The organism is Apibacter sp. B3935 (genome assembly GCF_009827705.1).
In the GTDB taxonomy this organism is placed as follows: domain Bacteria; phylum Bacteroidota; class Bacteroidia; order Flavobacteriales; family Weeksellaceae; genus Apibacter.
This window is the reverse complement of sequence record NZ_WINL01000001.1, coordinates 187493-203315: the sequence shown is the minus strand read 5'-3', so window position 1 is coordinate 203315 and position 15823 is coordinate 187493. Positions and strand designations below refer to the sequence as shown.

Annotated in this window: 12 protein-coding genes; 7 read left to right on the top strand and 5 right to left on the bottom strand. The window is 32.2% G+C overall.

Annotated elements, in window-relative coordinates; all coding sequences use genetic code 11:
• Positions 1–81 precede the first annotated feature (81 nt).
• The 5 genes from ychF to pheS all read right to left on the bottom strand — a co-directional run bounded on the left by ychF (position 82) and on the right by pheS (position 6303).
• The gene (gene ychF, locus GFV00_RS00865) at positions 82–1173 is read right to left on the bottom strand and encodes a redox-regulated ATPase YchF (protein ID WP_160543242.1); all 1092 of its coding nucleotides are present in this window, start codon (positions 1171–1173) and stop codon (positions 82–84) included.
• Positions 1174–1409: 236 nt separating this feature from the next.
• Positions 1410–2012, bottom strand: coding sequence for a thioredoxin family protein (locus tag GFV00_RS00860; protein WP_160556694.1), 603 nt, complete (start codon positions 2010–2012; stop codon positions 1410–1412).
• A 230-nt stretch (positions 2013–2242) separates the two neighbouring features.
• Positions 2243–3304: a chorismate synthase gene (gene aroC / locus GFV00_RS00855; RefSeq protein ID WP_160556695.1), complete on the bottom strand. Its 1062-nt coding sequence runs from the start codon at positions 3302–3304 to the stop codon at positions 2243–2245.
• A 109-nt stretch (positions 3305–3413) separates the two neighbouring features.
• Complete coding sequence (locus tag GFV00_RS00850) at positions 3414–5150, bottom strand: thiamine pyrophosphate-dependent enzyme (protein ID WP_160556696.1); 1737 nt, start codon at positions 5148–5150, stop codon at positions 3414–3416.
• 136 nt (positions 5151–5286) lie between these two features.
• Entirely contained in the window at positions 5287–6303 is a 1017-nt protein-coding gene (gene pheS, locus GFV00_RS00845) for a phenylalanine--tRNA ligase subunit alpha (protein WP_160543238.1), read from the bottom strand.
• A gap of 740 nt (positions 6304–7043) precedes the next feature.
• Here pheS and GFV00_RS00840 point away from each other — a divergent pair.
• The 7 genes from GFV00_RS00840 (at position 7044) to GFV00_RS00810 (ending at position 15799) form a co-directional block, all read left to right on the top strand.
• Positions 7044–8051 carry a peptidylprolyl isomerase gene (locus tag GFV00_RS00840; protein WP_255448760.1) on the top strand — a complete coding sequence of 336 codons (1008 nt, stop codon included), beginning with the start codon at positions 7044–7046 and terminating at the stop codon, positions 8049–8051.
• Between the two features lie 670 nt (positions 8052–8721).
• Entirely contained in the window at positions 8722–11490 is a 2769-nt protein-coding gene (locus GFV00_RS00835; protein WP_160556697.1) for a TonB-dependent receptor, read from the top strand.
• 13 nt (positions 11491–11503) lie between these two features.
• Positions 11504–12196, top strand: coding sequence for a thioredoxin domain-containing protein (locus tag GFV00_RS00830; protein WP_160556698.1), 693 nt, complete (start codon positions 11504–11506; stop codon positions 12194–12196).
• Positions 12197–12206: 10 nt separating this feature from the next.
• Positions 12207–13385 carry a carcinine hydrolase/isopenicillin-N N-acyltransferase family protein gene (locus GFV00_RS00825; RefSeq protein WP_160556699.1) on the top strand — a complete coding sequence of 393 codons (1179 nt, stop codon included), beginning with the start codon at positions 12207–12209 and terminating at the stop codon, positions 13383–13385.
• Positions 13386–13571: 186 nt separating this feature from the next.
• On the top strand, positions 13572–14159 hold the full coding sequence (locus tag GFV00_RS00820) for a DUF4199 family protein (protein ID WP_160556700.1): 588 nt from the start codon (positions 13572–13574) through the stop codon (positions 14157–14159).
• A complete protein-coding gene (locus GFV00_RS00815; protein WP_160556701.1) occupies positions 14125–15087 on the top strand; it encodes a glycosyltransferase family 2 protein in 963 nt (320 codons plus the stop codon). Before GFV00_RS00820 ends, GFV00_RS00815 begins: the two co-directional genes overlap by 35 nt.
• A gap of 1 nt (position 15088) precedes the next feature.
• Positions 15089–15799, top strand: a complete 711-nt coding sequence (locus GFV00_RS00810; protein ID WP_160556702.1) for a GIN domain-containing protein — start codon at positions 15089–15091, stop codon at positions 15797–15799.
• Positions 15800–15823 lie beyond the last annotated feature (24 nt).

The following is a 15823-nucleotide window of genomic DNA, read 5'->3' as shown; positions in this document are numbered from 1 at the left end:
CCTTTATTTATAATCTATGCTAAATAAAGGAGACGTGTTTTAAAAATATAGTTAAAACTAAACTATTGACATTAAAATAGCTTAAACATTAAATCGGAAATGAATAATATCTCCATCGTTAACGATATACTCTTTACCTTCAACTGATAATTTTCCGGCTTCTTTAACCTTAGCTTCCGATCCGTAAGTTACAAAATCTTGATAGGAAATAACTTCAGCTCTAATAAATCCTTTTTCAAAATCAGAATGTATTACTCCGGCAGCTTGAGGAGCTGTCCATCCTTTTTCAATTGTCCAAGCTCTAACTTCTTTAACTCCGGCAGTAAAATAAGTTTGTAAATTTAAGAGTTTGTATGCTTGGCGAATCAAGCGATTTACTCCCGGTTCTTCTAAATTTAATTCTTCTAAAAATATTTTACGCTCTTCATAGGTTTCTAATTCAGAAATGTCTGCCTCAATTTGAGCCGCTAATACGATCACTTCCGCCTTTTCGTTTTTTACCTTTTCTTTTACTTTTTCAACAAATTCATTGCCCTCTTTTGCTGATTTTTCATCTACATTACACACATACATGATAGGTTTAAAGGTCAAGAGTTGTAATTCTGCAATAATCGGCTCTGAAATCGAATCTGTTTCGAATTCTCGTGCATTTTTACCTTCTTCAATAAAAGCTCTCAACTTTTCCAACACAGACACAATTTGCTGCTCTTCTTTATTTCCTGCTTTAGCTGCTCTTTTGGATTTATCCAATTTTTTTTCAATGGTTTCCAAATCTTTAAGTTGCAGCTCAATATCAATAATTTCTTTATCTCTAACCGGATCTATAGTTCCTTCAACATGGGTAATATTATCATTTTGAAAACAACGCAACACATGGATTATTGCATGGGTTTCTCTGATATTAGCTAAAAATTGATTTCCCAAACCTTCTCCTTTACTGGCACCTTTAACTAAACCGGCAATATCTACTATTTCCACTACGGCAGGCACTACCCTTTCCGGCACTACTAATTCTTCAAGTTTATTTAACCTTAAATCAGGCACAGAAACTGTACCTACATTCGGTTCGATGGTACAGAACGGATAATTAGCCGATTGTGCTTTTGCATTAGATAAACAATTAAATAAAGTAGATTTCCCTACATTGGGTAGACCAACAATTCCACATTTCATACTCGAAAAATTTGTGACAAATATATAAAATTATAATTTAGCCTAAGAACTGGCTATTTAAATCAAAATATGTGTATACGAAAAAACTAGTATCCCACTAAAACAATGATGCAATGAGTATTTTTATTATATAAAAAGAATAAAATTAGACATGATCTTGTGCCAAATAAAAAAAATAAAGATTTGTAATAACTTATGTAAAGAATACTATAGATTTTCTAAAAAATTAAACATTTTTACTGTAAAATCTTTTCCAACAATTCTTCTGAAATGGTTCGGCCTTTATCCTTATTATAGAATCCTTGAATATCCTTTGCAAAATCATCATGGGTATAGTTTTCAGGATCTGTTTTATATTTTTTTAGGAAAGGAGCACAAGGTTTAGGTCTGGGCCCCCAATGAGCAATTTCTGCGGAAGTTTCCGCATCAATAAAAATTACAATGGGAATTGCCTTTCCTCCATTAGTTAGATATTGATTAATCAATAATTCATCTTGATCTCTAAAAAAAATTCTCATGTCCAGCCTCTCGGACGATTCGCAAATTTTATTGACTACCGGCACTATTTGCGCTGCATCTCCACACCATCCTTCGGATATGACTAATATATGAATTTTACGACTAATTTTCTTCAAGCCTGAACTCACTGATTCATCCAATACGAGCGTTTTATCATTCCTATGAATTCGGCTCAAATTTAAACGGGTGTATTCAGCAAGTTTTTTAATGTCTTCATTTTTAGAAAGTAAACCTTCTTTTGCTTGAATCTCTATAATATCTTTATATTCAGCGTAAGACACTCCTTTGTCCCAATAGTTTTCTAATTTTATTGAATCCATCGTATATTTATTAGCTGTTACCATTATAAAGTTTGGTAATCTTTATTAATTATAAAATTACATGTTTTCAAATACATAATTTTATATATTCTTTATTTAACCGATAAATTTAAAATATAGTTATGTATATTCTTGGTTAGTTAAACGAAAGATATCTTCAAATAGTATTTCAATCGGTAAAGGATAGTTACTGCCAATTGTATGGAAAGGTTTATTTTAAAGATATAAAATTAAATTTTTCTAACTTTATTCATCAACCAAAAGTCAGCCAAAATAAAAGCTGCAATAGCTTCTACAATAGGAACCGCCCTGGGAACCACACAAGGATCATGTCTTCCCTTCCCTTTAATTGAACATACATTTCCGTTTTCATCTATCGTTTGTTGCTCTTTCATAATGGTAGCAACCGGCTTAAAGGCAACTTTAAAAACAATATCCATACCGTTGGATATTCCCCCTTGTATACCTCCCGAATTATTCGTCAGTGTTTTTCCTCCTTGAGTAAAAATATCATTATGTTCGGAACCTTTTAACCGAGTACCTGCAAAGCCGCTGCCAATTTCAAAACCTTTAGCTGCATTTATACTCATCATTCCTTGAGCCAATCTGGCAGATATTTTATCAAAAATCGGTTCGCCTAAACCCGTTGGAACATTTTTAATCATACAGGTTATGACTCCGCCAATAGTATCTCCATCCTTTTTAATTTCAGCTATTTTCTGAATCATTTGTTCAGCAGTTTCCCAATCAGGACATCGGACTATATTAGATTCCGTTTGGCTTAAATCCAGTTCATGGATATTCTTTTTCAAAGTAATTTCCCCTACTGAAGAAACAAATGCATGGATAGATATTGAGGATAGTAATTGTTTAGCTAAAGCTCCGGCAACAACCCAGTTAGCTGTTTCCCTTGCTGAGGTTCTCCCCCCGCCTCGATGGTCTCTGATTCCATATTTTTGAAAATAAGTGAAGTCTGCATGTGAAGGTCTGAAAATACCGGTATTATGATCGTAATCATTGGATTTTTGATTGTTATTTTTAATAACAAATCCAATCGCTTGTCCTGTTGTTTTTCCTTCAAAAATGCCGGAAAGAAATTCTACCTTATCGTCTTCTTTTCGTTGAGTTACAATTTTCGATTGTCCGGGTTTTCTTCGATCCAATTCTTTTTGTATTTCATCAAAATTAACGGATAATCCAGCTGGAAAACCATCAATTACGCCTCCCAATGCTGGTCCATGACTTTCACCAAAGGTAGTAAGCTTAATAAATTTACCGAATTCGTTGAACATATGCTTACAAATGTAAGAAATAAAGTAAATGTATACCTAGCGTTAATTATAAAAACAGAAAATCTAAATTAGATTTTCTGTTTCATTAAGATATTCGGTTGCTTATCCTTTAAATTAAGGATTTTATATGTTTAATATTGCTTTGAATTGTGTCAACCACTTCTTTAATATTTCCTCCAAGCATCATTTTAGTCATGGAAGTTGTCATACCTTTAATTTGGCTCCATTCAATTTTAGGCGGTAAAGCAAGTGAATTGGGATCGGTCATGACATTAACTAAAACCGGCCCTTCCGTTGAAAATGCTTCTTTTACAGCTCCTTCAACCTCTTCAGGCTTATTAACATTTATTCCTTTAAAGCCCATAGCCATTGCTATCATGGCAAAATCAGGATTTACCATATCGGTTTCATTGTCAGGAATACCATCCACTTCCATTTCAAGTTTTACCATTCCTAATGATCGATTATTAAACACAAATAATTTGACAGGCAATTTATATTGATATATAGTGGCTAAATCCCCTAAAAGCATTGAAATACCACCATCTCCGCAAAAAGCTATAATTTGTCTGTCAGGATGAGATAACGATGCTCCTATGGACATCGGCATGGCATTGGCCATCGTACCGTGACTGAAAGAACCTAACATTTTTCTTTCTCCTGTGGCATGAATATATCGCGCTCCCCATACACAGCACATACCGGTATCTACGGTAAATATGGCATCTTTAGCTGCTAGATTATTAATAACTGAGGCTACATATTCGGGATGAATTAAATTTTCTTTTCCCGGATCTTTAACATATACATCTAAATCTTCTTTAACTTTATCGTATTTTTTCAGCTGTTTTCTAAGAAAAGAATCATCTTGTTTATCTTCAATCAAAGGCAATAATACAGATAAAGTATCTTCAATTTTTCCGCACAATCCCATATCTACTTTAGCTCTTCTGCCTAAACGGTCTGCCCTTTCGTCAATCTGAATTATTTTTTTATTGGAAGGCATAAAATTCGCATACGGAAAATCTGTACCCAAAAGTAGTACTACATCCGCTTCGTGCATACTTTGGAATGCAGAAGGCAACCCTAACAATCCGGTCATGCCCACTTCATAAGGATTATCATATTGTATGCCCATTTTACCTCTAAAAGAATATCCTACAGGAGCTTTCAATTTACCTGCAAGTTTTACCAAGTCTTCGTGAGCTTTAGAAGCACCGATACCGCAATAAATGGTAACTTTATCATGTTCATTAAGAACATCTGCCAACTCTTGTAGTTCTTTATCGGATGGTCTTAAAATGGGTTCGTTTTGATAAACTTTTAAAGAACTCAAAATATCTTCCGCCGGTTTTGATTCTAAATCACCGGGTAACCCGAAAACGGCTACGCCTTTTTTAGATATAGCATTTTGAATTGCTCTTTGTAACATTCTAGGGGCTTGTTCCGGTAATGTTGCAATTTGGTTGTATACACTGCAATCATCAAATAGTTTGGTTATATTAGTTTCTTGAAAATAATCTGTACCAAATTCTCTTGTTCCACACGTGGAGGCAATAGCAATAACGGGTACGTTTGCCCTGTTTGCTTCATACAATCCATTAATTAAATGTACATGCCCGGGTCCGGAACTACCGGCACAACAAGCAATGCCTTCCAATTCAGCTTCGGCTGCGGCAGCAAAGGCTCCGGCTTCTTCATTCCTAACATGGATCCATTGTATTTTTCCGTTTTTTTTAATGGCCCTGTTAAGCTCATTTAAACTATCGCCTGTTACAGCATAAATCCTTTTTATACCGGCATCAACTAGTATTTCAACTAATTGATCTGCTACTTTTTTTTCCATAATAATTTTTAAATTTATAAAGTATATTTAGATACTAAATGCTCAAAATTTGTTCCAGGTAAATATACTTTATTAATAAATTTAAAAATTATTATTTATATGATACATCTACAAATAGTTATAAATTTAGCTTAATTTAAAATTCATATTTAAATTGCTGTAGCATTCGTATATCATTTTCTGTAAACATACGAATGTCGCCAATCTGATACATCAGCATGACAATTCTTTCGATACCCATACCAAATGCAAAACCGCTGTATTTTTCAGGATTTATATTAACATTTTTTAGAACATTAGGATCAACCATTCCGCATCCTAGAATTTCCAACCAACCCGTTCCTTTAGTGATGCGATAATCGGTTTCAGTTTCCAATCCCCAATATACATCTACTTCTGCACTGGGTTCTGTAAAGGGAAAATATGAAGGTCTCATTCTAATTTCGGATTTACCGAATAATTCTGAAGTAAAATATTGTAAGGTTTGTTTTAAATCTGCAAAAGATACGTCCGTATCAATATATAACCCCTCTATTTGGTGGAACATACAATGAGATCGAGACGATATATCTTCATTCCTGTAAACTCGTCCGGGAGACAATATACGAATGGGAGGTTCATTTTGCTCCATATACCGTATTTGTACAGAAGAAGTGTGAGTTCTCAATACTCTATCCGGATTTTTCTCTATGAAAAAAGTATCTTGCATATCTCTGGCAGGGTGATACTCAGACATGTTTAAGGCGGTGAAATTATGCCAATCGTCTTCAATTTCAGGGCCATCAGCCACTGAAAAACCTATTTTTTTAAATATGTTTATGATTTTATGCTTAACAATGTTAATGGGATGTCTGCTGCCTAAATTCAAGGCTAGTCCCGGACGGGTTAAATCTTCTTGCAAACCGGCATTTGCAGACTCGCCGACATTCTCTTTTAACGTATTTATTTTTTGAGCAACCGATTGTTTTAAATTATTGATCAATTGTCCAAATTCTTTTTTATTTTCATTAGGTACTTCTTTAAATTTTTGAAACAGATCATTCAAAATTCCTTTCTTACCTAAATACTTGATTCTAAACTGTTCAACATCCTCAGTTTTTTGAGAAGTAAAAGATTCTACTTCTTCTAAATATTTTTTGATAGTATTAATCATTAGTTATCTTTAAAATTTTCTATTTTATAAAGATTTTTATCTTCTTGCAAAAATAATAAAACAAAAATACTATTATTAATTTAAATAAAAGATATCATAAATAATTTTAGATCAATTAAACAGAAAGTAAATTCAATAAAAAAGCCTCCTTTTACAGAGGCCAAGGTTTTTAAAGAAATAAAAACTAAATAAACATTAAAATAATGCCTTTTTTAATATAAACTATTTTAGTGTGTTTGTAATCACTGTACTAATAAACAAACACCATACCATTTATCTGGTTTTATCCTATTTTATTATTTTTAATTTTTAAAAATTATTTAATTAAAATATCAATTATATCAATATTACTATAAATTTATGACAATAAAGTAATTTTATATTATTATATTTCTATTTTCATATAGCAAAATGTTTATTTTTCTAAACAATTTGTTTTTTTACAGTCAATGACTACATAGAAATTTAACTTATCTATATTGTTTTTCAATTACTTTATGTGTTTAATTGATCGAAAAAAAATATCGTATAAAATAAAATTTGTTAATATAGCCGTTCATATAAATAAATAATGTATTGAATTCATACATATGGCTGAAGAATTTCCGTTCCTATCAACTTTAAAATATAAGATACTAATTAATTTAGTAAATTTGAATTTTCTAAATAACAGTATACGTAAGATACATAAAATCGTACTATATTGTTTATTAATACTAACCTTTATAAATTGTAAAACATTGGAAATAGACAAACAAACGTATGACGGGCTGCAAAGCGGTTTATATGCAAATATTAAAACCAATAAAGGAGATATGTTGGTTAAATTTTTTGATTATGAATCTCCGGTAACTGTCGCTAACTTTATAGGATTGGCAGAAGGTAAAATTCCTAATGATGCCAAAAAACCGGGAGAACCCTTCTATGACGGAATTATATTTCACAGAGTCATTAAAGATTTTATGATTCAAACCGGAGATCCTCAGGGAACAGGAATGGGAGGCCCGGGATACAGATTTGAAGATGAGAAAAATGATTTAAAACATACCGGAACAGGAATTTTATCAATGGCTAATTCCGGCCCTAATACCAACGGAAGCCAGTTTTTTATAACAGAAGTCCCAACCCCGTGGCTGGATGGACGACATACTATTTTTGGAGAAGTTATTAAAGGTTTAGAAACCGTTAACGTTATTGCTAGTGTTAAAACCGGAGCTCAAGATAAACCGATTGATCCTGTAATTATGGAAAAAGTTTCTATAATTACCAAAGGGGACGAATATAAAAATTATGATGCTGCACAATTTTTTAAAGACAATAAAGATTTGATTTCCGAAAGAAATAAAAAATATCTGGAGGAAAAACAAAAACAGATTGCAGCCAAGTTGGATGAATTAAAAGCCGATATGACTGAAACGCCTAGTGGATTATTTTATAAAATTAATGAAAAAGGCTCAGGAGCAAAAGCAAAATCGGGTGATACTGTTTCCGTACATTATGAAGGATCTTTAACTAATGGAAGTGTATTTGATTCTTCCTTTGCAAGAAATGAACCTATTGAATTTCCTTTGGGCAAAGGAATGGTAATTAAAGGTTGGGAAGAAGGTATTTCATTATTAAATGAAGGCGATAAAGCTACTTTTTTAATTCCACCTTCTTTAGGTTATGGAGCTCAAGGTGCCGGTGGTGGAGTTATTCCTCCGAATGCTTGGCTTATTTTCAAAGTTGAACTTGTGAAAGCTAAATAAAAAAATCTTTTTTTATAAATCAATCCGGTTAGATCGTAACCGGATTTTTTATTTAAATTGAGTATTCTTTTTTCTTGAATTTTTTATATATACACCAAACTTGATTCCATAAAGTTCTTCCTTTAGTTATTGAAACCTGGTAAGGATTAAATATTTCTTCCTAAGTATCACAACCATTACCTTTAAGTAATTAAAAAAATAGTATATAAAAAATCGTTACCACAGATTTCATAAATCAGATACTTTTATTACTCTCTCAAATTATTAATAATGCGAAACCATAAACATTCGTTTACTTTAAAAATTTCGTATCATCAGATATAAAAAAAAGAATATAAAATTTTCAAGTCCTTTATTATACTCATTTTTTTCAGGAAGGATATCATGTTTAAATAAAAGAATAAAATTATTTAAATATTTATTATTACCATAAATACATACTATAATTATATTTTTTACAAATATTTAAAATTAGATTATTTAAATAAATAATAGTAATTTTAAATAGATATATAACACTGATTATCAATCATATATATTAATAATAATAAAATAATATAAAATTTTAATTACAAAGATATAATAATATAAAATAAATTTTTTACATTTGACATTATTCCTACCTGTTAAGTAGGAAATATTTTTAGTGTAGTAATTATTTTAATTTTTCATGAAAAAAAAATTAACCAGTAAGACTTTGGTAGCGGTTATTAGTATCTTTTATTCGTTTCTATCTGCGCAAACCCTTGTTAAAGGAACGGTACAAAATGATAAAAAAGAAAAAATAAAAGGAGCACAAATTAATGTGGAAGAAATAGGTATGGAAACATCAACTGATGATCATGGAAGGTATGAAATCACCCTACCGAATGGTAAATATAAATTTATTATTACCACGCCCGAACACGATGAAATTTCGGAAATAATACCTATCAGTAATGAAAAACAAAAAATTGTAGATTTTACCATAAAAACATTTACGATTGAGAATGTTGTGGTAACGGGTACACGCTCTAAACCTAGAACATTATTGGAATCCCCTACTCCTGTGGACATTATTGATGTTAAAAAAATAGCAGAAACCGGAGCACAAGTCAGTGTCAATCAAATATTAAATTATGTAGCACCTTCATTTACCTCTACCACTCAATCGTTAGGTGGCGGAACGGATATGACAGATCCCATATCCTTACGAGGTTTAACCCCTGATCAGGTATTAGTTTTAGTAAACGGCAAACGTAGATATAATTCTGCTTTATTAAATGTCAACGGAACTTTTGGTAAGGGTACAGTCGGTACAGACTTAAATTCAATTCCCGTTTCATCAATTGATCGAATCGAAATATTGAGAGACGCAGCTGCTGCTCAATACGGGAGTGATGCCGTAGCGGGAGTAATTAATATTATCTTAAAAACTTCCATTAATAAATTTAGTGCAACAATTACAGGCGGAGAATATATAAGTAAAAATAGCGCTCAAGGTAAAACTTCCAAAGATGGAGAAGCCGTACAGGTGGGTTTAAATTATGGTATTCCATTGAGTGAAAAAGGAGGTTATATCAACTTTTCGGCAACATTCGACCGAAGAAACCCGACAAACAGAGGCGGAAAGTATCAAGGTAGTATTTATAAAGAGTATACATCGGGTGCACCTGTAGATAAAACCGATGAATTTTTAGAAACTACGCATACCAATCGTCGCGATTATAGTTTAATTATCGGCCAATCTAAAGCATTAAACGGGCAAGTTGCTTATAATGCTTCTTTACCCTTAAATACTCAAACGGAAGTATATTCTTTTGGAATTTTCGGATATAGAAACAGCACTGCTTCTCAATTTTACAGATATCCAAATTCTGAAAATAATGTACCTTCCATATACCCCTTAGGTTTTAGACCCCAAGCAGAAGTAAGCATTTATGACAGATCTGCCACTCTCGGGGTAAAAGGAATGTTCATAGGATGGAAAATGGAAGTAAGCAATACTTTCGGACAAAACACATTTACTAATAAAGCGAAAAACACGTTAAATGCTTCTTTAGGCGAACAGTCTCCAACCTCCTTCCGTGGGGGAAAATTACAATTTACACAAAACGTGGTCAATGTAGATATGTCTAAAAAATTTAATTGGCTTTCCGAAGTAGGAATAGCATGGGGAGGTGAATACAGATATGAAAGATACCAAATTATTGCCGGCGAAGAAGCTTCTTATGCCAATTATGCTATGGGCAGAGAAATAGTCAATCCCGATGGCAGTATTTCCCTCGTACCCGATATTAATGGTACTATACCTATGAAGTTCGGACCGGACGGTAAAACACCGATACCGGGAGGAGCACAAGGAAATACAGGATTTTCTCCGCAAAATGAAACGGACTCTCAAAGAAACTCTCTAGCCGCTTATACAGATGTTGAAATCAATTTTAACCAATCTTTCCTGGTGGACTTGGCCGGAAGATATGAATATTACAATGATTTCGGATCGACCGTTAACGGTAAAATAGCTCTTCGTTACAAAATTTCCAATTCTTTTAATTTTAGAGGTTCGGGAAGTACCGGATTTCGTGCTCCTTCCTTACAACAACGTTACTATTCCAGTACGGGGACTTCATATGTCAACGGAAATATGTATGAGGTAGGAACTTTTACGAATGACAGTAAAGTAGCCCAACTTCTGGGTATACCCAAACTCAAACCGGAAAAATCCAAGAGTTTGAGTGTGGGACTTTCGGCTAAGGTTGGAAGATTCCATTTCAGCCTTGACGGCTATTTTACTCGAATTAATGATAAAATTGTATATACTGATTTGTTTAGCGGAGATCCCAACGGTTCCTCTTCAGAAAAAGAAATCTATCAAATATTGCAACAAGCAGGAGCTCAAAAAGCTCGATTTTTTGCCAATGCTGTTGACACGGAAACTAAAGGTATAGATGCTGTCCTCTCCTATAATACTCTTTTAGGAAATGGAAAACTGTTTATAGATTTAGCCGGAACGATCTCCTATACACAACAAGTGGGTTCGATTCATACTTCCCGTTTATTAAAAGATAAAAAAGATATATATTTCAGCAACTCAAGTAAAGTGTATTTAGAAAATGTAATTCCTAACCAGAAATTTAACATCTCACTTACTTATGCTATCCAAAAATGGAGCTTATTTTTACGAAATAATTATTTTGGAGGCGTAACGGAACCCTCTAATACACTTTCAAATCAACAATATTATAATCCAAGATGGATTACGGATGTTTCTATAGCCTATAAATTAACAGATTTTTTAAAACTTACCGTAGGAGCAAATAATTTGTTTAATTGCTACCCCGAAAAAGTAGCCAAAAAAGCCAACAGTAACCAAGGACAATTCGTTTATTCTCGATATGTCAGTCAATTTGGTTTTAATGGTCGTTATATTTTTACTCGATTAAATTTTAATCTATAATTATAATAAAACCATGAAAAAAATTATTTTAACCATTAACTTACTTTTCGGATGGTATATATCCGCACAAGTGAATTCGGTTTTAGAACCCAAAGATTTTTTACAAAAATTAGAAAATTCAAATAGTATATTGATTGATGTCCGCACACCTGAAGAATTTGAAACCGGACATATCAAAAATGCTATCGACTTAGATTACAGAAATGCTTCTTTTAGTGATAAAATTCGTAAGCTGGATCCTTCTAAGACATACATGATCTATTGTAGATCAGGAAAACGTTCCGCTTCTACGGTTGACTCTCTAAAAAACTTAGGGTTTACTCATCTATACGACCTTAAAGGGGGAATCAATGCTTGGAAAACTGAAAATCTACCGGTGGTGGGTGAAGCCGAAGACAAAATATCTAAAGAAGAATTTAAAAAAATGATTTCTTCTGATCGCATAGTTTTAATTGATTTTTATGCTCCGTGGTGCGGACCTTGTTTGAAAATGGAACCTATGTTTAAAAATTTAGCTGAAAAATATAAAAACAAAGTGAAAATTATCAAAATTAACAGCGATGAAAATAAAAATTTAGCTAAACCCTATATTAAAGATGGTTTTCCAAAATTAATAGCTTATAAAAACCAAAAAACGCAATGGGAAAAAGTAGGATTGATCGATGAAGAAGATCTTATACAAAGTATTGAAAAATTAATAAATTAAAATCTTACCTATGAAAGAATATTTTCTTATAACTATTTTAATTTTTTCAATGGCAATAGGATCCGGCTGTACTACTGCCGTGATATCCGGTAAAGCCACTCCTGACGGAAGACCTTTATTATATAAAAATAGGGACACGACCACCCTACATAGTCGAATGGTTTATTCCAATCGTGGAAAATATTCTTTTATAGGAATGACTAACCCCGAGGATAAAGACAATAAAAATATACTGAACGGACATAATAGTGCGGGATTTGCCATCATGAATTCTGACAGCTATAACCTCAATTATCCTGAATTGAAAGAGGATCAAAGACAAGATGGAGAAATAATGAGACTTGCACTGGAAACTTGTTCCACTCTTGAAGACTTTGAAAACTTACTTTCTCATCTTCCAAAGCCTTTGCGCTTAAGTTCAAATTTCGGAGTTATTGATGCACACGGTGGTGCAGCTTATTATGAAACAGGAAATCAGGGATTTGTTAAATACGACGCTAATAATCCTGATGTGGCACCCTTTGGATATCTGATACGTACGAATTATTCTTTTTCAGGCAAACCTGAAGATGGTAAAGGATATAGTAGATTCCTTCGCGCACAGGAATTGTTATATTCGGCTTCTCTTACTAATTCTCTTACTCCAAAATACTTTTTACAAAATGTTTCCAGATCTTTAGTTCATGGTTTGACCAAAGTTGACTTGACCAAATATCCTGAGCAATTTTCAGCTTTCAGAGATTTTATACCTCGTTATTATACTGCATCCGTGGTAGTTATTCAAGGAGTTAAACCTAACGAAACGCCTTTACTTACTACTGCCTGGACTATTTTAGGTTCTTCGCTGGGCTCTGTTAGCATTCCTTTATGGATAAATTCCAATCAAATATTTCCCAAAGTTTTAACTGCTGATTCAAACAATTCGACATCAATGGATGAATGGGCCACAACAATAAAAAAGAAATTATTTCCCATACAAAAAGGAGAAGGATCAGATTATATTCATGTTCCTACTTTAGTATCGGTTTATCCTAAACTTATATCGATTGAAAATGATATATTGGAACAATCGGGCGTACTTCTTAATGAATGGAGAAATGAGGGTAAAATTAATACTAAAGAATTAATTAATTTTTACTCTTGGATTGATAAATACATCCATGATAAATATTATCCGTTAACACGATAAAAACCACTTTTTTTCAATCCGGCTGATTATTTTTTATTACACCTGTTTAAATTTTAAAAAATTTCATTGAAAAAGTTTCTGCAGGTGTATATTTTTTATTCTTTGGAATCTAATCGATTTATAAGCATAAATAAAGGATATTTTTTCGATTATTGCAAAAAACGTTAAATTTGCTTTCATATCGATATGAAAAATAAACCTACGCATTACGGATTATTATTGGCAGCAATTACTCTTATTTTATTTTTTGCTGTATATTTTTACTTTATAGGATTTAATTATTATATAATTAGTATTCAGGTAAATTTTTTTGTTCTTCCTGCTCTTTATACGTTAGCATCGATACTATTGCTATATAAACTGACTAATTATGAAAAACTTTCTTTTCTAACGTGTTTACAATATTCATTTACGACGATGTTTATAGGAGGTACTCTTTCCTTCCTTTTTATAGCTTTATTTTTCAATTATATAGATCAAGATGCGCAACAACTTTTGCAAAATCAAGGATTAAATAAAATGTTGGAAAATCTTACTTCCGAATATGCATCCATTGAACACCCAACAGAAGCAATTACGTTAAAATATAAGGAATACGTAAACAATATTCAAACAAGAATAACTGAAAAGGAATCTTTTTTCACGTTTAAAAATTCCTGCATTATTTTAAGTGTGCTATACTTTTTTTACTTTATAATATCCGTACTTTTGTCAATATTTTTTAGAACCAGAAAACCTAATGCAACTATCTATAGTCATTCCCCTGCTCAATGAAGCAGAATCATTGCAAGAATTATTGAATCGCATACAAACCGTATGTGAAAAAGAAAACTATACTTATGAAATCATTTTCGTAGATGATGGAAGCACCGACCTATCCTGGAAAATCATTTCAAAATTCAGCCAACAATATGCGGAAGTAAAAGGTATTAAATTTGCTAAAAATTATGGAAAATCTCAAGCTTTAAATGCTGCTTTTAAAGTAGTGAAAGGAGAAGTAATCATAACTATGGATGCCGATTTACAAGATTTTCCCGAAGAAATTCCTGCACTTAGGAAAATGATAGTTGAAGATGGTTTTGACCTGGTTTCCGGTTGGAAGAAGAAAAGATACGACAATGTTCTAACAAAAAATCTTCCTTCTAAATTATTTAATAAAGCCGCTCAAATAACTTCAGGGGTCAGATTGCATGATTTTAATAATGGGTTAAAAGCTTATAGAAATGAAGTAGCTAAAGCCATCGACGTACACGGCGATATGCATCGTTACATACCTGTATTGGCAAAAAATGAAGGATTTACTAAAATAACTGAAAAGGAAGTACCTCATCAAGCGCGACTATATGGAAAATCAAAATTTGGTGCCAATCGATTCGTACGCGGATTTTTAGATTTAATTACCGTTTGGTTTATGTCCACCTTTGGAACAAGACCTATGCATTTTTTTGGTTTTATTGGTACTTTAATGTTTATCATCGGTTTTATATCCTCCGCTTGGATAGGCATCAATAAATTGATAAAAGTATGGAAAAAAATTCCTGCTCAACTGGTTACTAATGATCCTTTGTTTTACATAGCTTTAACTATGATGATTTTAGGTACTTTGTTATTTATTGCCGGATTTTTAGGAGAATTAATCGTACAATTAAAACGAGGAAAAAAAGATGATTATACGGTTTCACAATATCTAAATATTAATTAACATGAAAAAATTAGTACATTATAGCATTTTATGTATACTATCTATCGTTTTACTTTCTTGTTCTCGTTCTATTAAAGGAGAAGGAGAAGTAACTACCAAAGAACTTAAAATTAGTCCTGTAAAAGAAATTTTAGCCAATGGCTCCTATAGATTGATCTATTTATATGACAGCAATAATCCGAGAATTGTAATAGAATCTTATAAGAACTTGATCGATAACTTAAAAATTGATGATTCCAACGGAAAATTAACTATCTCTGAAATTGATAACGTTAAAGATCCTGATCTCTATAATGTATATGTTTACAATCCTCAGATCGAAACATTTGACATTCATGATCTTGTTAATGTTGACATAAACTCTCAATTACGAGTTTCAAAATTATCCATTAATTTAAATGATGTTTCTAAACTTATAGCCAACACAGTGATTACCGATGAATTGAATGTAAATGTGAGCGATGTTTCCAAGATAAATTTAAAAGGGACGAGTAATACATTACATTTAACTGCCAGTGATACAAGTGACTTTACTGCGCCGTTTTTAGAAGTATCTGAAGCAAATGTTGAGCTTTCCGATGTTGCCACTGCAGAAATAAATGTAAAAAGCAAATTGGTTGGAAGAATATCCGACAATACGAAAATAACCGTAATTGGTAATCCCGCTAAGAACATTCAACAAAAAGATCTCGCGGTTATCAATTTTAAATAATTATAAAATTAACATTATTATTAT

Coding starts and splice junctions, on each gene's coding strand:
- GFV00_RS00850 (WP_160556696.1), bottom strand. CDS start 5,150: ATGGAAAAAAAAGTAGCAGATCAATTAGTTGAAATACTAGTTGATGCC.
- pheS (WP_160543238.1), bottom strand. CDS start 6,303: ATGATTAATACTATCAAAAAATATTTAGAAGAAGTAGAATCTTTTACT.
- GFV00_RS00810 (WP_160556702.1), top strand. CDS start 15,089: ATGAAAAAATTAGTACATTATAGCATTTTATGTATACTATCTATCGTT.
- GFV00_RS00835 (WP_160556697.1), top strand. CDS start 8,722: ATGAAAAAAAAATTAACCAGTAAGACTTTGGTAGCGGTTATTAGTATC.
- GFV00_RS00825 (WP_160556699.1), top strand. CDS start 12,207: ATGAAAGAATATTTTCTTATAACTATTTTAATTTTTTCAATGGCAATA.
- GFV00_RS00830 (WP_160556698.1), top strand. CDS start 11,504: ATGAAAAAAATTATTTTAACCATTAACTTACTTTTCGGATGGTATATA.
- GFV00_RS00860 (WP_160556694.1), bottom strand. CDS start 2,012: ATGGATTCAATAAAATTAGAAAACTATTGGGACAAAGGAGTGTCTTAC.
- GFV00_RS00815 (WP_160556701.1), top strand. CDS start 14,125: ATGCAACTATCTATAGTCATTCCCCTGCTCAATGAAGCAGAATCATTG.
- aroC (WP_160556695.1), bottom strand. CDS start 3,304: ATGTTCAACGAATTCGGTAAATTTATTAAGCTTACTACCTTTGGTGAA.
- ychF (WP_160543242.1), bottom strand. CDS start 1,173: ATGAAATGTGGAATTGTTGGTCTACCCAATGTAGGGAAATCTACTTTA.
- GFV00_RS00820 (WP_160556700.1), top strand. CDS start 13,572: ATGAAAAATAAACCTACGCATTACGGATTATTATTGGCAGCAATTACT.